This window comes from Pseudovibrio sp. Ad46, from assembly GCF_001623065.1.
In the GTDB taxonomy this organism is placed as follows: Bacteria; Pseudomonadota; Alphaproteobacteria; order Rhizobiales; family Stappiaceae; genus Pseudovibrio.
Genome location: NZ_LMCG01000071.1, coordinates 67,171 through 87,288, shown reverse-complemented (window position 1 = coordinate 87,288; position 20,118 = coordinate 67,171). Strand labels below are relative to the sequence as shown.

General features: G+C 51.7%; 22 protein-coding genes. 14 read left to right on the top strand and 8 right to left on the bottom strand.

Features of this window, described 5'->3' with window-relative positions; all coding sequences use genetic code 11:
• Positions 1-97: 97 nt before the first annotated feature.
• The 13 genes from tsf (at position 98) to lpxB (ending at position 13,738) form a co-directional block, all read left to right on the top strand.
• Positions 98-1,021, top strand: coding sequence for a translation elongation factor Ts (gene tsf / locus PsAD46_RS18915; protein WP_063289013.1), 924 nt, complete (start codon positions 98-100; stop codon positions 1,019-1,021).
• 65 nt (positions 1,022-1,086) lie between these two features.
• Positions 1,087-1,806, top strand: a complete 720-nt coding sequence (gene pyrH / locus PsAD46_RS18910) for a UMP kinase (RefSeq protein ID WP_057465535.1) — start codon at positions 1,087-1,089, stop codon at positions 1,804-1,806.
• Positions 1,807-1,903: 97 nt separating this feature from the next.
• Positions 1,904-2,461: a ribosome recycling factor gene (gene frr, locus PsAD46_RS18905; protein WP_057465533.1), complete on the top strand. Its 558-nt coding sequence runs from the start codon at positions 1,904-1,906 to the stop codon at positions 2,459-2,461.
• Positions 2,462-2,484: 23 nt separating this feature from the next.
• Positions 2,485-3,258: an isoprenyl transferase gene (locus PsAD46_RS18900; protein ID WP_063289012.1), complete on the top strand. Its 774-nt coding sequence runs from the start codon at positions 2,485-2,487 to the stop codon at positions 3,256-3,258.
• Positions 3,258-4,148 (top strand): phosphatidate cytidylyltransferase, encoded by an 891-nt coding sequence (locus tag PsAD46_RS18895; RefSeq protein WP_063305290.1) that lies wholly within the window; start codon positions 3,258-3,260, stop codon positions 4,146-4,148. The genes PsAD46_RS18900 and PsAD46_RS18895 overlap by 1 nt, the downstream gene beginning before the upstream one ends.
• A 56-nt stretch (positions 4,149-4,204) precedes the next feature.
• Complete coding sequence (dxr, locus tag PsAD46_RS18890; RefSeq protein WP_063307604.1) at positions 4,205-5,377, top strand: 1-deoxy-D-xylulose-5-phosphate reductoisomerase; 1,173 nt, start codon at positions 4,205-4,207, stop codon at positions 5,375-5,377.
• Positions 5,378-5,416: 39 nt separating this feature from the next.
• Entirely contained in the window at positions 5,417-6,553 is a 1,137-nt protein-coding gene (rseP, locus tag PsAD46_RS18885) for an RIP metalloprotease RseP (protein WP_063292464.1), read from the top strand.
• A gap of 201 nt (positions 6,554-6,754) precedes the next feature.
• Positions 6,755-9,112 carry an outer membrane protein assembly factor BamA gene (bamA, locus tag PsAD46_RS18880; protein ID WP_063292465.1) on the top strand — a complete coding sequence of 786 codons (2,358 nt, stop codon included), beginning with the start codon at positions 6,755-6,757 and terminating at the stop codon, positions 9,110-9,112.
• A 65-nt stretch (positions 9,113-9,177) separates the two neighbouring features.
• Complete coding sequence (gene lpxD / locus PsAD46_RS18875; RefSeq protein WP_063307603.1) at positions 9,178-10,242, top strand: UDP-3-O-(3-hydroxymyristoyl)glucosamine N-acyltransferase; 1,065 nt, start codon at positions 9,178-9,180, stop codon at positions 10,240-10,242.
• A 123-nt stretch (positions 10,243-10,365) separates the two neighbouring features.
• Positions 10,366-10,842: a 3-hydroxyacyl-ACP dehydratase FabZ gene (gene fabZ, locus PsAD46_RS18870; RefSeq protein ID WP_063289006.1), complete on the top strand. Its 477-nt coding sequence runs from the start codon at positions 10,366-10,368 to the stop codon at positions 10,840-10,842.
• A gap of 8 nt (positions 10,843-10,850) precedes the next feature.
• A complete protein-coding gene (gene lpxA, locus PsAD46_RS18865; RefSeq protein WP_057465522.1) occupies positions 10,851-11,651 on the top strand; it encodes an acyl-ACP--UDP-N-acetylglucosamine O-acyltransferase in 801 nt (266 codons plus the stop codon).
• Positions 11,652-11,668: 17 nt separating this feature from the next.
• Complete coding sequence (lpxI, locus tag PsAD46_RS18860; RefSeq protein WP_063292468.1) at positions 11,669-12,538, top strand: UDP-2,3-diacylglucosamine diphosphatase LpxI; 870 nt, start codon at positions 11,669-11,671, stop codon at positions 12,536-12,538.
• Positions 12,539-12,541: 3 nt separating this feature from the next.
• Complete coding sequence (lpxB, locus tag PsAD46_RS18855) at positions 12,542-13,738, top strand: lipid-A-disaccharide synthase (RefSeq protein ID WP_063307602.1); 1,197 nt, start codon at positions 12,542-12,544, stop codon at positions 13,736-13,738.
• A gap of 176 nt (positions 13,739-13,914) precedes the next feature.
• Here the strand turns inward: lpxB and PsAD46_RS18850 are convergent, their stop codons facing one another.
• The 4 genes from PsAD46_RS18850 to PsAD46_RS18835 are packed head-to-tail and all read right to left on the bottom strand — an operon-like array spanning position 13,915 to position 15,856.
• Positions 13,915-14,364 carry a hypothetical protein gene (locus tag PsAD46_RS18850; protein ID WP_208981922.1) on the bottom strand — a complete coding sequence of 150 codons (450 nt, stop codon included), beginning with the start codon at positions 14,362-14,364 and terminating at the stop codon, positions 13,915-13,917.
• A 54-nt stretch (positions 14,365-14,418) separates the two neighbouring features.
• Entirely contained in the window at positions 14,419-14,874 is a 456-nt protein-coding gene (locus tag PsAD46_RS18845) for a hypothetical protein (RefSeq protein WP_063292470.1), read from the bottom strand.
• A 46-nt stretch (positions 14,875-14,920) separates the two neighbouring features.
• Entirely contained in the window at positions 14,921-15,388 is a 468-nt protein-coding gene (locus PsAD46_RS18840; RefSeq protein ID WP_063307601.1) for a hypothetical protein, read from the bottom strand.
• A gap of 12 nt (positions 15,389-15,400) precedes the next feature.
• Complete coding sequence (locus PsAD46_RS18835) at positions 15,401-15,856, bottom strand: hypothetical protein (protein WP_063307600.1); 456 nt, start codon at positions 15,854-15,856, stop codon at positions 15,401-15,403.
• A gap of 318 nt (positions 15,857-16,174) precedes the next feature.
• Between PsAD46_RS18835 and PsAD46_RS18830 the strand changes: the two genes are divergently transcribed.
• Positions 16,175-16,660: a GNAT family N-acetyltransferase gene (locus PsAD46_RS18830; RefSeq protein ID WP_063307599.1), complete on the top strand. Its 486-nt coding sequence runs from the start codon at positions 16,175-16,177 to the stop codon at positions 16,658-16,660.
• Here PsAD46_RS18830 and PsAD46_RS18825 read toward each other — a convergent pair whose 3' ends face one another.
• From PsAD46_RS18825 to gltA, 4 genes are all read right to left on the bottom strand, one after another.
• The gene (locus PsAD46_RS18825) at positions 16,661-17,146 is read right to left on the bottom strand and encodes a hypothetical protein (RefSeq protein ID WP_063307598.1); all 486 of its coding nucleotides are present in this window, start codon (positions 17,144-17,146) and stop codon (positions 16,661-16,663) included. It lies immediately after the preceding gene.
• Positions 17,147-17,408: 262 nt separating this feature from the next.
• Positions 17,409-17,894: a hypothetical protein gene (locus PsAD46_RS18820; protein ID WP_063307597.1), complete on the bottom strand. Its 486-nt coding sequence runs from the start codon at positions 17,892-17,894 to the stop codon at positions 17,409-17,411.
• 189 nt (positions 17,895-18,083) lie between these two features.
• Positions 18,084-18,536: a hypothetical protein gene (locus PsAD46_RS18815; RefSeq protein ID WP_208981921.1), complete on the bottom strand. Its 453-nt coding sequence runs from the start codon at positions 18,534-18,536 to the stop codon at positions 18,084-18,086.
• A gap of 240 nt (positions 18,537-18,776) precedes the next feature.
• Positions 18,777-20,069, bottom strand: coding sequence for a citrate synthase (gene gltA, locus PsAD46_RS18810; RefSeq protein ID WP_057465514.1), 1,293 nt, complete (start codon positions 20,067-20,069; stop codon positions 18,777-18,779).
• Between the last annotated feature and the right edge of the window lie 49 nt (positions 20,070-20,118).

The window sequence follows — 20,118 nt, the reverse complement described above, 5'->3', positions numbered from 1 at the left end:
AAGGATCACGGTCGCTATGCGATAAATCGGATGAATCCGCAGGGAAGTCGGCTTCCTCTGATTTTTTTATGACACACTCCCGTCCATGAGGCGTACGATGAGCATTACCGCTGCTATGGTAAAAGAGCTCCGCGAAACAAGCGGTGCTGGCATGATGGATTGTAAAGCTGCCCTGAAAGAAACAGGCGGTGATATGGAAGCGGCTGTTGACTGGCTGCGTACCAAAGGCCTTGCAAAGGCTGCTAAGAAGGCTGGCCGTGTTGCGGCTGAAGGTCTTGTTGCAGTTGCTGCAGATGGCAACAAAGCTGTTGTTGTTGAGGTTAACTCCGAAACAGACTTCGTTGCTCGTAACGAAAACTTCCAGAAGCTGGTTCGCGATATCGCTGCAACCGCGCTTACTGTTGATGGTGACGTTGAGAAGCTTGCTGCAGCACCTTACCCAGGTTCTGACAAGAGCGTTGAAGGCGAACTGAAGGAAGCTGTTGGCACCATCGGTGAAAACATGACCCTTCGTCGTTCTGCTGGTCTGTCTGTTTCCGAAGGTGTTGTTGCTTCTTACATGCACAACGCTGCTGGCGACGGCCTTGGCAAAATCGGTGTTCTAGTTGCTCTTGAATCTGCAGGTGATGCAGACAAGCTGGCAGCTTTGGGTAAACAGATTGCAATGCACGTTGCAGCGACCAACCCAATGGCACTGAACACTGACGAGCTGGACGCAGACGCTGTTGAACGTGAGCGCACTGTTTACATGGAACAGGCTCGTGAGTCTGGTAAGCCTGAAAGCATCATCGAGAAGATGGTTGAAGGTCGCCTGCGTAAGTTCTATGAAGAAGTTACGCTGGTTAAGCAGTCTTTCGTTATCAACCCTGATCTGACTGTAGAGAAGGCCGTTGAAGAAACAGCTAAAGAAATCGGTTCTCCAATCAAACTCACCGGCTTTGTTCGCATCGCCCTTGGTGAAGGTATTGAAAAAGAAGAATCAGACTTCGCAGCTGAAGTTGCTGCTGCTGCTGGTAACTAATTTATTGAGGGCGTCGACTCAGTCGACGCCCTCTTTGTATCTGGATGCATAAAAAGAGGTTTACTATGTCTGAGGGTGTTCGCTGGAAACGAGTTCTTCTGAAACTTTCAGGGGAAGCGCTGATGGGCGACCAGGACTTTGGTATCGATCCAAAGGTGGTTGAACGGGTAGCAGCGGAAATTTCAGAGGCTGTAAATCTGGGTGCCCAGTTCGGCATCGTTGTTGGTGGCGGTAACATCTTCCGCGGTGTGGCTCTGGCAGCCAAAGGCGCTAACCGTGTGACCGGCGACCATATGGGTATGCTGGCAACCATTATGAATTCGCTCACGCTTGCCGATGCGCTTCGTCAGCGCGGTATTCAGGCGCGTGTGCTTTCCGCTGTTCCTGTGCCGTCGATTTGTGAGAGCTTTACTCAGCGCGGCGCAGAGCGTTACATGGAAGACGGGGACGTTATTCTGTTTGCCGGTGGTACGGGCAATCCGTTCTTTACCACTGATTCTGGTGCGGCACTGCGTGCGGCAGAGATGCAGTGTGATGTGTTCCTCAAGGGTACCAGTGTTGATGGCGTTTATGACGCTGATCCTAAGCTTAAGCCTGATGCAAAGCGTTTTGACACGCTTACACCGGGGGAAGTTCTTGAAAAGAACCTTAAAGTCATGGATGCGACCGCGATTGCACTTGCCCGGGACAACTCTATTCCTGTAGTTGTCTTTTCCATCAAGACCTCCAGCGCGCTTGTTAATGTGCTGCGCGGGCAGGGGCTGTTTACGGTCATTGAAGACTAACGGGCATCAGCTGGTGTCTTAACTGTCGGATTTTGACCCGGGCCGGTTTTTGTTTTGGAATGCCGGTCCGTTAAAATGATAGGTGAAAGAGGAAATTATGTCAGAGCTGGACTATGACGATCTTGACCGCCGCATGAATGGTGCGATCACAGCTTTGAAGCATGAATTTGCTGGTCTTCGTACTGGTCGTGCTTCTGCAAGTATGCTGGACACAATCACTGTGGAGGCTTATGGCGCTCCAATGCCGATCAACCAGGTCGCGACAGTCAGTGTTCCAGAGCCGCGCATGATTTCTGTTCAGGTCTGGGATCGTTCCATGATGCAGGCCACTGAAAAAGCTATCCGTGAATCCAGCCTTGGTCTAAACCCGGTTGTGGATGGCATGGTGCTGCGTTTGCCAATTCCTGAGCTTAATGAAGAGCGTCGTCAAGAACTTGTCAAAGTTGCGCATAAATTTGCCGAGCAAGCGAAGATCGCTGCACGTCATGTTCGCCGCGATGGCATGGAAACCATCAAAAAGCTCGAAAAAGCTGGTGAGATGGGGGAAGACGATGCGCGGTCAGCTTCTGACAGGGTTCAGAAGATGACTGACGACATTATTGGTGAAGTTGATTCTGTACTTGCCAAAAAAGAACAGGAAATCAAGCAGGTTTAATCCTGTTTGCAAGCGGGGGCTATATGGCGGCGAGCGTTGAATTTGAGGCAGTTGATGCAAATTCCGAAATCGGACTTTTGAGTGTGCCTCGTCACGTCGCCATCATTATGGATGGTAATGGCCGTTGGGCAACTCGCCGGGGCCTTCCGCGCACTGAAGGGCATCGGCGCGGTGTGAAAACACTGCGCGAAGCCGTTAAACACGCACAAAAGCGCGGGATCTCCTACCTGACGCTTTTTAGCTTTTCTTCTGAGAACTGGGCGCGCCCGCAACAGGAAGTTTCTTTCCTGTTGGCCTTGCTGCGCCGGTTTGTACGCGATGACATTAAGGAACTCACTAAGACTAATGTGAGGGTTCGTGTCATCGGGTCCAAAGAAAATCTCGATAAATCCATGCTGACCCTGCTTAATGATGCGGAACGAGAGACCGCTCATTGTACCGGGCTGGTGCTGGTTATTGCTTTTAACTACGGAGCGCGGGACGAGTTCGTCCGAGCTGCACGGCAACTGGCGCAGCGCGTGGAAGCTGGTGAGTTGAGAGCTGCTGACATTGGGGAGGATGATGTCAGTACTTGTCTGGATACCCGTGATATTCCGGATCCAGACCTCATAGTCCGCACAGGGGGAGAGCAGCGACTTTCCAACTTCCTGTTGTGGCAGGCTGCTTATGCCGAATTTTATTTTGCTCCTACGCCCTGGCCTGAGTTTAACTCAGATGCTTTTGATGATGCTTTGCTGGCGTTCTCTAACCGTGACCGGCGGTATGGGGGTTTGAGCTCTGACGCGACTGGGACGTAATGCCTGACAAAAACAATCAGAACAATTCTGAAGGCGCTTCCGGAGGAATTATCCGGCGCGTGCTAAATGCAAATCCTGATTTGCTGGTACGCGCTCTTTCTGCAGTTATTCTTGCTCCTGTCGCGCTGGCGCTGACATGGGCAGGTGGTTTCTGGTTTGCTGGCCTCGTGCTTGTTGGCATGCTGATTGTTTACTGGGAATGGTACAAGATCATTTTGCAAAATGCTCAGCGACCTGTTGTGCTGCTGGGCTACCTGTTTCTTCTCTTCATTGGCTTTAGTTACTTTCAGGCGCAGCCGCTCTGGATTGCCGGAGCGCTGATTGCTGGTGCTGTGGTACTTTACGGTGCTGGTGGCTTTGACCGGACGGCGCGCTGGGTGAGTGAGGGCTACGTTTACGCTGGCCTGACATTTGTTTCATTGCTGGCGCTGCGGGAAGGGGATGAAGGGCTGTTCTTCATCATCTATCTCTTCCTTGTGGTCTGGGGGACCGATATTGCGGCCTATGTGTGTGGTCGCAGCTTTGGCGGACCTAAGCTTTGGCCTGCTGTTTCTCCAAACAAAACCTGGAGCGGTGCTATTGGCGGCGTGGTCTTTTCTTCGCTTTTAGGAATGGGCTTTGTTGCTGTTGCGGGTGGTTCTCAGCTGGTCTGGGCTTTTGGGCTTGCTGTTGTTCTTTCTGCAGTCTCTCAGCTTGGAGACCTGTTTGAAAGCTCCATGAAGCGCCGCTTTAAGGTGAAAGACTCCAGTCGCCTTATTCCCGGGCATGGTGGGCTGCTTGATCGCGTTGATGGCCTTGTCGCTGCCGCTGTGTTTGCCTATGTGGTTGGTGTAGTGTTTGGCGGTCAGCTGTTTGATCCAAATGCAGGGTTGATGCTGTTTGCATCCTGATACTGCTGATTTTTGTGCTTCGCCCACGGTTCTGTTGATTTGCAAGGGTTGTTGATATGACAAAATCTCTCACTGTGTTGGGAGCAACCGGATCGGTTGGAGCCAGTACGCTCAAAGTTATTGCGCACAGCCCTGAGCGTTATGAAGTCAATGTACTTGTTGCAGGCCGCAATGTTGATGCGCTTGCGAAGGCGTGCCGGGAGACTGGCGCAAAGCATGCGGTCATTGGTGATGCCTCTAAATACGAAGATCTTAAAGCAGCACTCGCCGGTACTGGCGTTGAGGTTTCTGCAGGTCGTGAGGCTGTGCTGGAGGCGGCTAGCCAGAAGGTAGATGTGCTGGTTTCTGCTATGGTGGGAGCCGCAGGGCTGGAGCCGACCATTGAGGGGATCAAGGCAGGCAGCAATATCGCTCTTGCCAATAAAGAAACCATGGTGTGTGCAGGTACGATTGTGTGTGAGCTGGCTGAAAAGCATGGCTCCAAACTGCTGCCGATGGATTCAGAGCATAACGCTATTTTTCAGGTGTTTGAGCAGGATGACCCCAAAGCTGTCGACAAAGTGATTGTCACAGCTTCCGGTGGACCGTTTCGGACATCGACACTGGATGAGATGCGTGTTGCCACGCCTGAGGTGGCGCTGAAGCATCCAAACTGGTCCATGGGGCGGCGGATTACCATTGATAGTGCTTCTATGGTGAACAAAGGTCTTGAGCTGATTGAAGCCTATCATCTGTTCCCTATTACCGCTGATCAGCTGGATGTGGTTGTCCATCCACAATCAATTGTCCATGGCATGGTTAGATATTGTGATGGGTCATTATTGGCCCATATGGCGGTTCCGGACATGTGCGGGCCAATTGCTCATTGTCTGGCATACCCAACCCGAAAGACGGCTCCGGTTGCGGATCTTGATCTGGGGATGATTGGGCGTCTGGACTTTGAAAAGCCTGATTTTGAGCGTTTTCCTGCGCTGTCACTTGCACGTAAAGTGATGGAACTTGGCGATGGGGCAGGGACGATTTTTAACGCAGCTGACGAAGTGGCGGTGGAAGCCTTCCTTGGACGGAAGATCGGCTTCCTCCAGATCCCAGAGCTTCTTGAGGATGTTCTGAATCGGCTTCATACGCAAAATATGCTAGATTGTTCAGATCAGCTGGAGGAGATTCTTCAGTTGGATCAGGTAGCGCGTCGAGTTGCAAACGAAGTTATTGGGAAGATGGCCGCCTAATCCGGCGCTTCCTTTAAAAAATAAGGTAAGGCTGTTCGCATGGACGTTCTGAGTTCAGTTCTTGGTGGTTCGCTCGGAGTCATCATTCCCTTCTTGGCTGTGCTTACTGTGGTTGTTTTCTTCCATGAGCTAGGGCATTTCCTCGTCGCGCGTTGGTGCGGGGTGAAGGTTCTTGCATTCTCAGTCGGGTTTGGACCGGAACTGTTGGGTCGCAATGACAAGCATGGGACGCGCTGGAAGGTCTGTGCCATTCCGCTGGGTGGCTATGTGAAGTTCTCAGGTGATGAGAATGCTGCAAGCGTGCCAGACCGTGATGAGCAAGCCAAAATGGATGAGGAGATGCGCCGGACTGCGTTCTTTGCGAAGAACCCGTGGCAGCGCTCCGCAATTGTGGCCGCAGGGCCTATTGCCAATTTTATCCTCGCTATTCTTATCTTTGCAGGAATGTTTGGATTTTTAGGAAAATTCGAAACATTGCCGCGTGTGGATCAGGTGCGACCTGGTAGTGCGGCTGAAATGGCCGGCATTTTGCCAGGGGATTTGATCCTCTCGATTGATGGCAATCCAGTAGAAAGTTTCAATGATGTGCAGCGGGTCGTGACGGCGAGTGCGGGCGTTCCGATGCAGATCGATGTGGAGCGCGGGGATGCTGTCGAGCGCCTTACTGCAACGCCAGAACTACAGGAAATCAGTGATGGTTTTGGGAATACGCAGAAGGTTGGAATTCTTGGAATTCAGCGAAATACTTCTCAGGAAGATATCATAGTCAAGCGTTTTGGCCCGGTGGAAGCTGTGGGTGAAGGGGTAAAAGAGACATGGTACATTCTTGATAGGACATTAGGTTATATTGGCGGTCTTTTCCTCGGTAAAGAAGATCCGGACCAACTAGGTGGTCCGATTCGCGTAGCGCAAATTTCTGGGCAAGTTGCGACCCATGGTATTTTACCGCTAATTAACCTTACCGCAGTTTTGTCAATTTCTATTGGTTTACTCAACCTTATGCCTGTTCCCATGCTGGATGGCGGGCATCTGCTATACTACATCATCGAGATCGTAAGGGGTAAGCCGTTGAGTGAAAAACTGCAGGATTTCGGGTTCCGGATAGGAATCACTCTGGTTCTGCTTCTAATGGTTTTTGCGACCTGGAATGATCTGCGGTCGATAATCGGCTCTTAGGTAAGTTGCGTAACCAAAGGTTGGGCAAAGGATTGGGCAAATTGCATTAAATCCAGTTGTGTCGCCTTGCTTTACTCTGAAAACCTTGTACAAAGTTCCTAGGTGTTTCAGATTCTATCCATTACCCTGAGGCGCATTAGTGATCTGAGGATCAGGGGACTAATGCAACTTTAGGCTGAAAATAAAAGGCATAGCAGTTCTATGCAGTCATTTAAGAACCTGTCACGTGTGTCGCTTTTGGCAATGGCCGTTGCAGCTACTAGTACAGTTGCTCCGGTTGGTGTTCCGTTTATCGGAGCAGGGGTTGCCGAGGCCGCGGTGGTTAACAAGATTGTCGTTAACGGTGCAACGCGCATCGAAAGCGAAACAGTTCGCAACTACCTGACTATCCGTCCAGGGAAATCGTTTTCTGCAATTGATATCGACGAGAGCCTGACCACGCTTTATGCGACCGGTCTGTTTGCTGATGTTTCCATCGAGCAACGCGGCGGCACTCTTGTTGTTGATGTTAAAGAAAATCCAGTTATCGGCAAAATCTCCTTTGAGGGTAACAAGCGACTGAAAGACGAAGCTCTGCAATCAGTCGTTCGTTCTTCTGAACGGTCCATGCTGACACGTGCGCGTGTTCAGTCTGATGCTCAGAACCTTCTGGAAGCTTATCGTCGCTCCGGTCGCTATCGTGCGTCTGTTGAGCCGAAGATTATTGAGCGCGCTAATAACCGTGTGGATCTGGTTTTTGAAATCGAAGAAGGGGATAAGACGGGTGTTGCCCGTATTTCCTTCATCGGTAACCAAGCCTTCTCCGACGGCTACCTGCGTGAGCAGATCCAGACCCGCGAAAGTGGCTTCCTCGGCTGGTTGCGTACAACTGATGTTTATGATCCTGACCGTCTCGATGTAGATGAAGAATCTTTGCGTCAGTTCTACTACCAGAAGGGTTACGCTGACTTCCGCGTTGTTTCTGCTGTTGCAGATCTGGACCGTGAGCAAAACATCTTCTACGTGACGTTCACTGTTGATGAAGGTGAGCAGTACGAGTTCGGCGATATCGAAATCGATACATCGTTGTCTGCTGTTGACCCAGAGGCGATGCGCCAGTATCTGCGCACTCAGTCTGGTGATACCTACAACTCTTTAGAAGTTGAAAAGACGCTTGAAGCTCTGACGCTGGAAGTTTCCAAGGCAGGCTATGCGTTTGCTCAGGTTCGCCCTCGTGGTGAGCGTGATTATGAGAACAAGACAGTCTCGATCACTTATTTGATCGAAGAAGGTCCACGCGTTTATGTCGAGCGTATCAACGTTCGTGGTAATGACCGTACACGTGAGTACGTGATCCGCCGCGAATTCGATCTCGCTGAAGGTGATGCTTACAACCGTATCCTTCTGGATAAGGCTGAGCGTCGTCTGCGCAACACGCGTTACTTCCAAAATGTGCGTATTACGCGTCAGCAGGGCAGTGCGCCTGACCGTGTGATCATCAACGTGGATGTTGAAGAGCAGCCAACCGGTGAAGTTTCATTCGGTGTGGGTTACTCCACCTCTGACGGTGTGATTGGTGATATCTCCATCACCGAGCGCAACTTCCTTGGTCGTGGTCAGTACGTTAAAGCTGCTGTTGGTGGTGGTACCGACAACCAGAAGTATGAGTTCAAATTCGTTGAGCCGTTCTTCATGGGGCGCCGTATCTCTGCAGGTCTGGATGTGTACCGCCGCGTATACGATCAGAACAGCTCCCGTGCTTATGAAGAGCAGACAACTGGTGGTGCTGTTAACTTCGGTCTTCCACTTCGCGAAGATGAGCTGACGCTTAACCTGTTCTACAAGCTCTACCAGCGTGATCTGACCCGTAGCGATTCTACTGGCATTAGTAATTGTGCAGATGGTGTTTCGCTGGGTGTTTGTGACTCTCTTGGTGAGTACACAACATCTCTTGCCGGCTTCTCACTGGTCTACAATACTCTGGACAACAATCTGAACCCACGTGATGGTTATGTTGCATCCTACGAGCAGGAAATTGCTGGTTTGGGTGGTCAGTCGCAGTATCTGCGTGGTCAGTTTAAGGGTAGTGCGTTTGAAGAGCTCTACGCTGAATGGGGTCTTGTTGGCTTTGTGAAGGGTTCTGCCGGTTACATCGAATCTATCGGTAACCGTTTGCGTGTAACTGATCAGTTCCAGGGTTCACCTGACAGAATTCGTGGTTTTGCGACCAATGGTTATGGCCCTCGTGATGAAAACGGTGGCGATGCTTTGGGTGGTAAATACTACGTTGCAGGTACTGTTGAAGGCCAGTTCCCATTCCCAGTCTTCCCTGAAGAACTTGGATTGTCGGGCGCAGTCTTCGCTGATGCGGGTTCTCTCTGGGGTGTGGATAGTGAACTGTCTTCTGTAATCGGAAGCGGTATCCAGTCTGAAGACTTCGATCTTCGTGCCTCTGTTGGTGTTGGTGTGTTGTGGCAGTCGCCGTTTGGGCCGCTGCGTGCTGACTTTGCTTGGCCTGTGCTCAAAAACGATGTTGATGAAACGCAGGTATTCAAGCTCAGTGGTGGTACACGCTTCTGATCTAGCGAAAATTTGATTATAATCGGTCGTCGATACCCTCGGCGGCCGTTTTTTTGTAGGATCCTATGACAGAACCATCAAATCAATCTGAAGTTAGCCCGGTTTTCTTCCCTGAAGCTCGATCAATAACAGTGAAACAAGTAGCTGAATGGGCTGGGGCGGAGATTGTTCGTGGTGATAGTGAGCTTGCCATTACTGGTGTTGCTCCTCTGGATGAAGGCGTTCCCGGAACGCTTGTGTTTATCGATAATCCAAAATATCTGGATCAGCTTGAGAGCACGAAGGCAACAGCTTGTCTCGTGAGCAAAAAGCATGTCGACAAGGTGCCTGACGGCGTTGTGCCTTTGCTCGCCAAGGAACCGTACCGCTCACTGGCGAAAGTTCTGGCAGAGCTTTACCCAACCGCAATGCGGCCACTTCCGGTAACCAGCGAGACGTCTGTCAGTCCGCGTGCTTTTGTTGATGAGAGCGCGCAGCTGGGTGAAGGTGTTGTTGTTGAAGTTGGTGCTGTCATTGGCGCGCATGTGGTGATTGGGGCTGGATCTCGTGTTGGTCCCAATGCAGTGATCGCTGCCAATTGTCAGCTGGGCGAGAACTGCTCCATTGGAGCAAATTCCAGTTTGCAGCACGCAGTGCTTGGTGACCGTGTCATTATTCACCCAAACGTTAGCATAGGGCAGGATGGTTTTGGGTTTGCGATGGGGCCAGGTGGACATATCAAGGTTCCCCAGCTGGGCCGAGTTGTGCTAGGAAATGATGTTGAAATTGGCGCTGGCTCCTGTATAGACCGCGGTGCAAACCGTGATACGACTGTGGGTGATGGAACCAAGATTGATAATCAGGTTCAGGTTGGTCACAACGTTAATATCGGAAAGCATTGCGTCATTGTTTCTCAGGTAGGGATTTCTGGAAGTTCCAGCCTTGAGGATTATGTGGTTCTTGGCGGACAGACCGGTGTTTCCGGGCACGTTCGCATTGGAATGGGCGCGCAAGTTGCTGGCGTAAGTGCTGTACACGACGATCTGGCGCCAGGTGGGCGTTATGGTGGTGTACCGGCACGGCCGATCCGTGAGTGGTTCAAGGAAATGACGGCGCTTCGCCGCCTGACCGCTCAAGGCGGCAAGAAATAACAGATTAGACCCGGGATCTGATCCCGATAGTTAACTAGATTGGCTGGTGAATGAGGAGGGCGTGTCCTCAGATGCTCCAAGTGAGACATATGCCAGTCAAACCGATATTGCTGAGGCATTATTATGAGTGATGTAGAGACCAGAACACTTGAAAGCGCTGATATCATGCGGGTTATGGAGCTTTTGCCCCATCGTTATCCGTTTTTGATGATTGACCGTATCGTTGATATGGACGGCGACAACTCAGGTGTTGGTATTAAGAATGTAACCATCAATGAGCCACATTTTCAGGGGCATTTTCCAAGCCAGCCTGTAATGCCAGGTGTGTTGCTTATCGAAGCGATGGCTCAGACTGCTGGTGCGCTTTGCGTCCATGGTCGTGAAAAGAAAGATGTGCCTTCTCTGGTTTACTTCATGACCATTGATAAGTGTAAGTTCCGCAAGCCTGTGGTTCCTGGTGACCAGGTGCACTTTCATGTGAAAAAAGTCCGCAACCGCGCGACCATCTGGAAGTTTGAAGGTGTTGCAATGGTAGACGGGCAGAAGGTTGCTGAAGCGGAAATCAGCGCAATGCTTGTCGATTCTGACGAGGCGAATTGAGGTCATTGATGCAACAGATTCATCCCACCGCGATTATCGAGGATGGGGCCGTACTTGGAGAGAATGTCAAGATCGGTCCTTACTGCATGGTGGGTCCCAAGGTAACACTTGGCGATGATGTAGAGCTTGTTTCCCATGTGGTGATCGCTGGACGGACAACGATCGGCGCCCGGTCGAAGGTCTACCCGTTTGCCAGCTTGGGGCATCAGCCGCAGGATCTGAAGTTTTCCGGCGAAGACACGCTACTGGAAATCGGCGAAGACAATCAGATCCGCGAGCACTCCACCATGAACCCTGGCACTGCCGGCGGTGGTGGTGTGACGCGCGTTGGGAATGGTGGCCTGTTCATGATGGGTACTCATGTCGGGCATGATTGCATTGTGGGCAACAACGTTATTCTGGCCAACAACGCAACGCTTGCCGGGCATGTTGAGGTTGAAGATCACGTGATCTTTGGCGGACTGTCTGCTGTGCGTCAGTGGTGCCGTGTGGGTGCTCATTCCATCATTGGTGGTCTGACTGGTGTTGAGTTTGACGTGATCCCTTATGGATCTGTGATTGGTGATCGTGCGCGTCTTGCAGGGCTGAATCTAATTGGTTTGAAGCGCCGCAACTTTTCTCGCGAAGAAATCCACGCCCTGCGCGGTGCGTATAAGGAAGTCTTCAACAGTGAAGAGGGTACGTTGCGTGCTCGTGCGGACATTGCGCGGACAAAGTACGCTGAATTTGAAGGTGTGCAGACGATGACGTCGTTCATGCTGGAAGATGAAAAGCGCCGGTTCTGTACGCCGCGCAACACCGGTGAATAAGGGTCTGTTTTGAATTCATGGTGAAACAGGCACCTATTGCTGTGATTGCTGGCGGCGGCGATCTGCCCGGTCTGGTTATTCGGTCCGCTATGGAACAAGGTCGCGATGTGGTGACCATCGCAATCAAGGGGGAGGCAGATGCCTCCCTTTCTGCGTTTAATCCCGTTGAACTTGGCTGGGGGCAGATCGGCAAACTGTTCTCAACGCTGAAATCTAACGGTGTTCAGGATGTGGTGTTGATCGGCGCTGTGCGGAAGCGGCCAGATTTCACATCAATCCTCGGTGATTTTGGAACGATTTGGCGTTTGCCGCGTATCATCAAGGCTGTTGTTGGTGGTGATGATCATTTGCTGGTGAAAGTAGCCGGGATATTTGAACGAGAGGGTTTGCACGTGGTTGGTGCTCATGAAGTTGCTCCGGGGCTGGTCGCCAGCCCAGGCCACGTGGCAGGGCCGAAGCCGGATGCTAAGGCTCTGAGTGATATGAAGCTTGCCATTGAGGCTGTCGATGCTGTGGGCCGATTGGATATCGGGCAGGGTGCTGTTGCTGTTGGCGCGCGTGTTGTGGCTGTTGAGGGGGCTGAAGGCACGGATGCCATGCTTGAGCGAGTTGCTGGCTTGCGTGCAAATGGCCGTGTCCGGTCCAAGGGGGCTGCGGGTGTGCTTGTAAAGTGTTCTAAGCCGCAACAGGATCTGCGCCTTGATATGCCGACCGTTGGGCCAGAAACCATACAGAAAGCTTCTGTCGCACAGTTAAAAGGCGTGTGTGTTGAGGCTGGGCGTGTGCTGGTTGCTCATCGTGATGAGGTTGAGCGCCTTTGCGATGAACTTGGTGTTTTCCTTTATGGCTGCGCACGTGATGAAGATTTTGAATCTGGTGAGCGCTAAGGTATGAGCGATTTGGAAGCTGTCAAACCCTTCAAGGTTTTCTTTGTTGTTGGCGAGGAATCAGGTGATCAGCTCGGCGCGGAAGTCATAAAAGCTCTGCGGGCTTCGATTGGTGATCGTCTACAAGCCTGTGGTCTGGGCGGTGAGCGCATGGCGGCTCAAGGTGTGCAGTCGATCTTTCCGCTGCATGATATTGCTGTGATGGGCATTACGGCGGTGCTGGAACGTTTGCCGACAATTATTCGACGTGTACATCAAACCGTTGATGCGGTTATTGCCGAGCAACCTGATTTGCTGCTGATCATCGACTCTCCGGATTTCACTCACAATGTGGCAAAGCGCGTGCGCAAAAAAGCGCCTCATATCCGAGTGGTGGACTATGTGAGCCCGTCTGTGTGGGCGTGGCGTCCGGGACGTGCGAAGAAGATGGCGGCATATGTGGATCAGCTGCTTGCTCTGTTGCCGTTTGAGCCTGAGGCCCACAAGCGCCTTGGTGGGCCGCCTTGTGACTATGTAGGGCATCCGTTGATTGAACGGCTTGCGGATTTGCGGCCTGCTCCGGGGGAGCGCGCAGAGCTCGGGACAGGCAGAAAGCAGTTGGTGGTGCTTCCGGGCTCCCGAACCAGCGAGGTTTCGCGGTTGCTGGAGCCGTTTGGTGAAGCAGTCGCTTTGATTTGTGCGCAAGACCCGGATGTGGATGTGATCATTCCAGCAGTGCCTCATCAGGAACAGCGCATTCGCGATGGTGTGGCTTCCTGGAAGGTGCAGCCGCGTATTGTGACGGGTGAAGCGGAAAAGTTTGCGGCTTTGCGACAGGCAAATGCAGCGCTTGCGGCCAGCGGTACTGTGTCTTTGGAGCTGGCGATTGCTGGGGTGCCTATGGTTATAGCTTACAAGCTGGACTGGTTCTTCCGCCGTTTGAAGCAGATCAACCGGTTCGTCAAGATTGTTGCGGTGGACACCATTGTGCTGCCCAACCTTGTGCTTGGGGATCACAGCATCAAGGAATATATTGAAGACGAAGCGGACCCTGAAGTGCTCAGTCAGGCTGTACTTGCGCTGCTGTCTGACAGTCCAGAGCGGCGGGCGCAGCTGGACGCGTTCTCTCGTATTGATGAAAAGATGCGTTTGCCTGAAGGCGAAAGTCAGGCAGGCAAGGCTGCCCGGATCATTTTGGAAACGGCTGGAGTTTCAGCTTAGGTGCTTTTGAAAGTGATTCATTAAATGGGTGTAGCTCTTTGAAAACCAAGAGTCATTTGGTGTTGTGCTTAAAGTGATGCTTTAAGCGCAGGGTGTTCTCCTCAGTGCTTGTTTAATGCAGTGAAAGAGTACACCTCGAACGGCTTATCTAGTTTTTCTCGAGTGTATTAATCAATTTATTTATTTTTGACCTTGATGGCCCCTCTGCAGGTGCCATCTGAGAACAGTCCAGTCGCTTCTTTGTCTCCGATCAGTCCGGTCGTCGTTATGGTTAGGTGAACGGGTGTTTGGCTGTCGTCATCTGGAAAGAGAACTTCATATCGGCTTTCGATGGAAAAGATGCCTTCGGTCACATTGATGCTTCGTGAAGCTACTGTGATGTCATGGCCTTTGTCGGTCATACGTTTGATGGAAAACTTTGTAGAGTCGGGGTGATCTCTTGTTGCTAACTCCTCACCGTATCGTTTCAAACAGATGTCGTCTGGCGCGCTTCCATTGATCATAGAGACATTGGAGAAGGTGATTATGTTGTCATTGAAATGCAGCTTCTCGATTATCGCTTGTGCAGAGGTGCTTGCGATGATCAGCGCCAGTGCGTTGAAAGTGGCCAGGAAGAGTATTTTCAACGTTCGCTCCATTACGTCATTATTGGTGAGTTGAGATGGCCCGTATCATTACACTTATGGTTCCAATACCTTGATGTGCAGTGTTCCGCGGCAGGTGCCGTCGGAGAAAACGCCGGACGCTTCCTGAGTGCCGACCAGACCTGTTGCAGCGAGTTCCACGTCAACAGGTGTTTTGGTTTCATCTCCCGGGAAAATGATCTCGTACTCGTTCTCGATTGAGAAGATGCCCCCGCTGACGCTGCCACCAATGGCGATGACCAGAATGTCGTGGCCTTTGTCCGTGCCGCGTTTAAGCGTGTCATTGGTGGAGTCCGGATGGTCCTTGGTTGTGAAGCCTTCACCGTAGCGCTTTTCGCAGGTTCCATCATCTGGACTGCCGTCTGTCATCGAGAGATTGGAGAAGGTGATTGTTTTATCGCCGGGCCCCAGCCTTTGTGCGACGGCCAGAGCAGCAGTGCTGGTGATGGCCAGTGCCGTGAAGGCGATTGTGGTCAGGAGCAGTGTTTTCATTGTTCTATCCGTCCCGTATCGTTGGGTGGTATGACGCGGTGTTGTATCATTGCAGTTGTGTTTTCTTCAGCAGTGTCATCACTGTTGAGCCGCGACACGTCCCGTCAGAGAAGACCCCAGTCGCTTGCGTTTCGCCTGTGATCCCTGTTGCCATCAGCTGAAAGTTGACAGGTTTGCTTTGTATGTCCTGCGGGAAGGTGATGATGTATTCATTCTCCTCTGAGTACAGGCCATTTTCCAAGCTGCCGCCTATATGGATCATTTTGATCTCATGCCCCTCATAGGTGATGAAATTGCGGAGCTCTGCGAGGGAGCCTGGATGTTTCTTAACCGTGAAGCCATTGGCATATCTTTTCGCGCAGATCCCGTTGTCCGGACTTCCGTCCATCAGTGACGGGTCGGTGAATGCGGAAAACTTGTCGCCGCGCCCCAATCGCAGGCTCATCGCGTCTGCGCTGATGCTTGTGAGCGTCAGGGCTGTCAGGGATATGGCTGTGCAAAGGGCGGCTTTCATCGGGCTCGGGTCCTACTGCTGGGCCGATTGAATGGTGACCTTGCCGCGGCACGTGCCATCCGAGAACACGCCTGAGGCTGTTCCGCTGCCAATCAGACCGGTTGCGAACATCTTCACATCAATTGTTTCTTTGTGTTCGTCATTGGGGAAGATGATCTCGTATTCATTTTCGATGGACAGGATGCCATCCCCAATGGTGCCTCCGGTGGAGGAGATGATGATGTCGTGGCCTTCTGTCGTCGTCTTTTGAGCGTTTGGTGAAGATGTGTCGGGATGGTCTGCGGTTTTGTAACCTGTTCCGTAGCGTTTTGCGCAGGTGCCGTCGTCAGGCGTGCCGTCTGCCAATGTCAGCTCGGAGAATGTGACGGATTCATTGTCACTGCCCAGACTGTGATCGTCTGCCAGAGCCGTGCTGCTGACATAGGCAATTGCGCCAAGGCTTGCTGCTGCACAGAGATATTTCTTCATGGGTGCCACCACTTGTTATTTTCAGGCTTAAAACCGCGCAAAGAGTAGTCCTGCTGCGTTAACGTAGATGTTTTTGCTGAGCTTCGATTTTCTTTAGGATGAAGAATGGGTTTTGGGGATACTGCTGGATTTAGCCAGTTTCTAATGCACTACGCATAAACATCCGTGAAAACTGAAGATTTACGCAGTGTAGGGGCTGGAAAATCCAGGGCTTATGATAGGCTATGCTCTTCATTGCATTGATGCATCGTGGGTTTTCGCCTGTCGTGTTTGTTTTGAGAATGAGTGTGCAGGTCAGCTACAGATTTTGAGGTTTTTATGAAAGTCAGAGACGCGGTTCTGGCCGATGTTGAAGAAATCAGCAGTTTTTTGCAGGAACTTGCTGCGTTGGGAAAGCGCAGTTTGCCGAGTGATGAGACCTATGTGATCTCTCAGTACATTGCTCATGCAGATAATATCCGCTGTTCTGTGGTTGAAGATGTGGACGGGACCCTGCTTGGGCTGCAGGTCCTGAAGCGGGCATCAGAGGGCAACACTTATGGTGTGACGCCGGGTTGGGGCATGATCGGCACCCATGTGCGCCCGAGTGCAGGGCGCCGCGGTGTCGGGCGGGCCTTGTTTGCTGCAACGCTTGATGCTGCAAGACAAGCCGGGCTTGAGAAGATTGATGCCACGATTGGTGCCTCCAACCCGGAGGGGCTGGGTTATTATGAGGCGGTTGGCTTTCGCACCTATAAGACCAACGAGAGTTCTGTCAGTAAATGCTTTGATCTGACTGAGGCAACTGCGCCTGTCCAGAAATGATCATTTGGCGCCGACGACAGAGAACCTTCCGGAGCAGATGCCATCTGAGAAGACGCCGGTGAAGATTTTTGAGTTCACGAAGCCGGTTATGAACTGGGTGTTCTCGACTTCTTCATCCGGATCATTGGGGAACGTGATGAGGACTTGCGAGTGTTCGGCATAAATGCCGTCACCGCGCAGTTCACTGCGGGCGTAGAGGGAGAATTTGTGTCCTTTGTCGCTGACAAACTGCCCGCGCCGTCCGTTTGGATCGGGGTAGACAGTGTATCCGTTGCCATAGCGCTCTTTACAGAACTCGACCCCAACTGCATCGGTCAGGACTGTCAGGTTCTGGATGGCGATCTGCCGTGATACAGAAAGGCGTTTCAGGTCTGTGAAGGGATTGCCCCGGTTGTCGCGGTGGGTGATCTGAGCGTTGGCTTGCCCCAGCATTCCAATGGTGAGGATGAGAGCTACACCGGACTGTTTCAGTTTTGTAAGGCGCATGTCTACTCCCATTTCAAACCTGCTGTGCCTGACCTCTCGTCCCGGATCTGTCGACGACAGGACTGAGGCTTGTTGCTGCACAGAAAATCTTCTTCATGGGGAGCTTCCACTCGTTGCTGTTCAGGCCTCACGACCCGCAAAGAATAGTCCTGCTGCGTTAATGTAAATGCTCTGGGTTCAATTTGATTTTCTTTAGGATGAAGAATGTGTTTCGCGTGACTGTCCGGATTTAGTCAATTTCTCGAAGCAGCGTTTTGCGGGATCACTTAGCTTCGACGACGGAAAAGTGTCCGGTGCAGATGCCATCAGAGAAGACGCCGCTGAACGGCTTGGAGTCGATGAAGCCGGTGATGAAGATCGTGACCTCGACCTCTACGTCCGGGTCGTAGTGGAAGGTGATGAGCAGTTTTGAGTGTTCTGTATATATGCCGTCTTGGCGCCACTCACTTCGGTCGTAGAGGGAGATTTTGTCGTTCCTGTCGCTGATAAACTGCCCTTGTTTCCCGTTTTGGTCGGGATAAAAGGTGGTTCCGCTGCCATAACGTTCTTTGCAAAACTCAACTCCCACGGCATCAGTCTGGACTGTCAGATTGTCAACTATGACTTGCCGTGACGGGAGCACGCGTTTCATGTCGGAGAACGGATTGGCTATATTCTCGCGATTGATGACATGACTGCTGGCTGCCCCCAGCATTGCGAATGTGATGAGGAGAACCACACCGGGGTGTCTCAGTTTTGTAAGGCGCATGTGCACTCCTGTTTCAGGCCTGTTGTCCCACCTCTTGTACCTGAACTCCTAGCGTTGGCGCTGATGCCAAAGGCGTTGGATGATAAGCTTGGCATGCTGCGTTTGTTGTTGTACCGAACCTTTACAGGTTTGAGAAACATCTCCGGCGGTGTGGTTCAGGGTGTTCAGTTCAACTGTGGTGAATGGTTTTTATTTGTATTCCAATGGGCCAACAGAAACCTTTCCGGTGCATGTGCCGTCTGTGAATACGCCACTGTAGTTGTCGCCGCCAATCAGGCCGGTTACGAACTGAGTGACCTCGATCTCTTCCTCTTTATTGCCGGGGAATGTCATCATGAACCTGTCGTGCTCTGCAAAAATGCCGTGTCCCAGGATCTCGTTTGTATCTACCAGCGTTACCGTGTGCCCCTTATCGCTGATGTAGGTGCGCTTGGGGGCTTCCTTGGAGGGGGAGACTGTGTACCCGTCACCATAACGCTCAACGCAGATGGAATTGTCTGATGTGCCGTCCTGCATGCTCAGGTTTGAAAAGACAACGTCCCTGGAGGCTTGTGTGGTGTCGGTGTTTGCTAAGGAATAGCTTGCCAGACCAGCAAAGAGGAGCGTGAAAGCTGCAAAAACAGGGAGGGGGACGAGGCGCATCAATACATCCTTTTCTGATGCCGGTGGCAGTGCCGGGCACTTGGTCAAACATCAAGGATAGGGATGTGGTGAGGCATGAACAGGATTAAGCCGCCTCATGGTTTGCGTGTGTTGAACGCAATGGGCGCTATTCAAATAAAAAAGGAGGCAAAATGCCTCCTTTTTCTAAAGTCTGTCTATCAGCTCAATCAGCTTTGCTACACTTCCCGAAAACCGGTATCCGTTTTTCGGAGAATGTTCTTAGCGGCGCTGGTCGATTGGCTGATAATCACGCTCGGAATAGCCGGTGTACAGCTGGCGTGGACGACCGATACGCTGGGAAGGATCTTCAATCATTTCCTTCCACTGTGCGATCCAACCTACTGTACGAGCCAGTGCGAAGAGCACGGTGAACATGGTGGTTGGGAAGCCCAGAGCACGCAGGGTGATGCCGGAGTAGAAGTCAATGTTTGGATAAAGCTTCTTCTCAACGAAGTAAGGATCGGTGAGAGCAACTTTTTCCAGTTCCATTGCCACTTCAAGAAGCGGATCGTCCTGGTGGCCCAGCTCTGCAAGCACTTCATGACAGGTTTTCTGCATGATGCGCGCGCGTGGGTCGTAGTTTTTGTAGACGCGGTGACCGAAGCCCATGAGGCGGAACGGATCATTCTTGTCTTTTGCACGTGCTACATACTCAGGAATACGGTCAACAGAACCGATTTCGGAGAGCATGTTCAGAGCTGCCTCATTCGCACCGCCATGAGATGGACCCCACAGACATGCAATACCAGCTGCAATACATGCAAATGGGTTTGCGCCTGAAGAACCAGCAAGACGTACGGTGGACGTGGAAGCGTTCTGCTCGTGATCAGCGTGCAGGATGAAGATACGGTCCATGGCACGTGCCAGAACCGGATTTACTTTATATTCCTCACATGGAACTGCAAAGCACATGTGCAGGAAGTTGGATGCGTAGTCCAGATCGTTTCTTGGGTAAACGAATGGCTGGCCAACGTGATATTTGTAGGCCATTGCAGCAATGGTCGGCATCTTTGCGATCATGCGCAGGGATGCAACCATGCGCAGGTGTGGATCAGAGATGTCGGTGCTGTCATGATAGAAGGAAGAGAGAGCTCCAACGGTACCGGTCATGACTGCCATTGGGTGGGCGTCACGACGATAACCCTTGAAGAAAGAGCTCATCTGATCATGGATCATGGTGTGATAAGTTACACGATGAACAAAATCGTCCTTCTCTGCGCGTGTTGGCAGTTCGCCGTACAGCAGCAGATAGCAGCTTTCCAAAAAGTCGCCGTGTTCGGCGAGCTGTTCAATCGGGTAACCGCGGTAAAGCAGAACGCCTGCGTCACCGTCGATGTAAGTGATCTTGGATTCGCATGAGGCAGTTGATGTGAAACCAGGGTCCAGTGTGAAGTGATCAGTTTGCTTATAAAGCGAACCGATGTCCAGAACATCAGGGCCCATGGAGCCAGAGTGGACGTTAAAGTCCCAGCTGTTGTCTCCAATAGTCAGTTTCGCTGTTTTGTCGCTCATATCAGGCAACCCCCATTTTGTATCTCCTCATGCGACTTGCTTCATTTGT

Bases quoted from the DNA above. Each gene is read 5' to 3' on its own strand.
- tsf (WP_063289013.1), top strand. From the start codon at position 98: ATGAGCATTACCGCTGCTATGGTAAAAGAGCTCCGCGAAACAAGCGGT.
- pyrH (WP_057465535.1), top strand. From the start codon at position 1,087: ATGTCTGAGGGTGTTCGCTGGAAACGAGTTCTTCTGAAACTTTCAGGG.
- frr (WP_057465533.1), top strand. From the start codon at position 1,904: ATGTCAGAGCTGGACTATGACGATCTTGACCGCCGCATGAATGGTGCG.
- PsAD46_RS18900 (WP_063289012.1), top strand. From the start codon at position 2,485: ATGGCGGCGAGCGTTGAATTTGAGGCAGTTGATGCAAATTCCGAAATC.
- PsAD46_RS18895 (WP_063305290.1), top strand. From the start codon at position 3,258: ATGCCTGACAAAAACAATCAGAACAATTCTGAAGGCGCTTCCGGAGGA.
- dxr (WP_063307604.1), top strand. From the start codon at position 4,205: ATGACAAAATCTCTCACTGTGTTGGGAGCAACCGGATCGGTTGGAGCC.
- rseP (WP_063292464.1), top strand. From the start codon at position 5,417: ATGGACGTTCTGAGTTCAGTTCTTGGTGGTTCGCTCGGAGTCATCATT.
- bamA (WP_063292465.1), top strand. From the start codon at position 6,755: ATGCAGTCATTTAAGAACCTGTCACGTGTGTCGCTTTTGGCAATGGCC.
- lpxD (WP_063307603.1), top strand. From the start codon at position 9,178: ATGACAGAACCATCAAATCAATCTGAAGTTAGCCCGGTTTTCTTCCCT.
- fabZ (WP_063289006.1), top strand. From the start codon at position 10,366: ATGAGTGATGTAGAGACCAGAACACTTGAAAGCGCTGATATCATGCGG.
- lpxA (WP_057465522.1), top strand. From the start codon at position 10,851: ATGCAACAGATTCATCCCACCGCGATTATCGAGGATGGGGCCGTACTT.
- lpxI (WP_063292468.1), top strand. From the start codon at position 11,669: ATGGTGAAACAGGCACCTATTGCTGTGATTGCTGGCGGCGGCGATCTG.
- lpxB (WP_063307602.1), top strand. From the start codon at position 12,542: ATGAGCGATTTGGAAGCTGTCAAACCCTTCAAGGTTTTCTTTGTTGTT.
- PsAD46_RS18845 (WP_063292470.1), bottom strand. From the start codon at position 14,874: ATGAAAACACTGCTCCTGACCACAATCGCCTTCACGGCACTGGCCATC.
- PsAD46_RS18840 (WP_063307601.1), bottom strand. From the start codon at position 15,388: ATGAAAGCCGCCCTTTGCACAGCCATATCCCTGACAGCCCTGACGCTC.
- PsAD46_RS18835 (WP_063307600.1), bottom strand. From the start codon at position 15,856: ATGAAGAAATATCTCTGTGCAGCAGCAAGCCTTGGCGCAATTGCCTAT.
- PsAD46_RS18830 (WP_063307599.1), top strand. From the start codon at position 16,175: ATGAAAGTCAGAGACGCGGTTCTGGCCGATGTTGAAGAAATCAGCAGT.
- PsAD46_RS18825 (WP_063307598.1), bottom strand. From the start codon at position 17,146: ATGCGCCTTACAAAACTGAAACAGTCCGGTGTAGCTCTCATCCTCACC.
- PsAD46_RS18820 (WP_063307597.1), bottom strand. From the start codon at position 17,894: ATGCGCCTTACAAAACTGAGACACCCCGGTGTGGTTCTCCTCATCACA.
- PsAD46_RS18815 (WP_208981921.1), bottom strand. From the start codon at position 18,536: ATGCGCCTCGTCCCCCTCCCTGTTTTTGCAGCTTTCACGCTCCTCTTT.
- gltA (WP_057465514.1), bottom strand. From the start codon at position 20,069: ATGAGCGACAAAACAGCGAAACTGACTATTGGAGACAACAGCTGGGAC.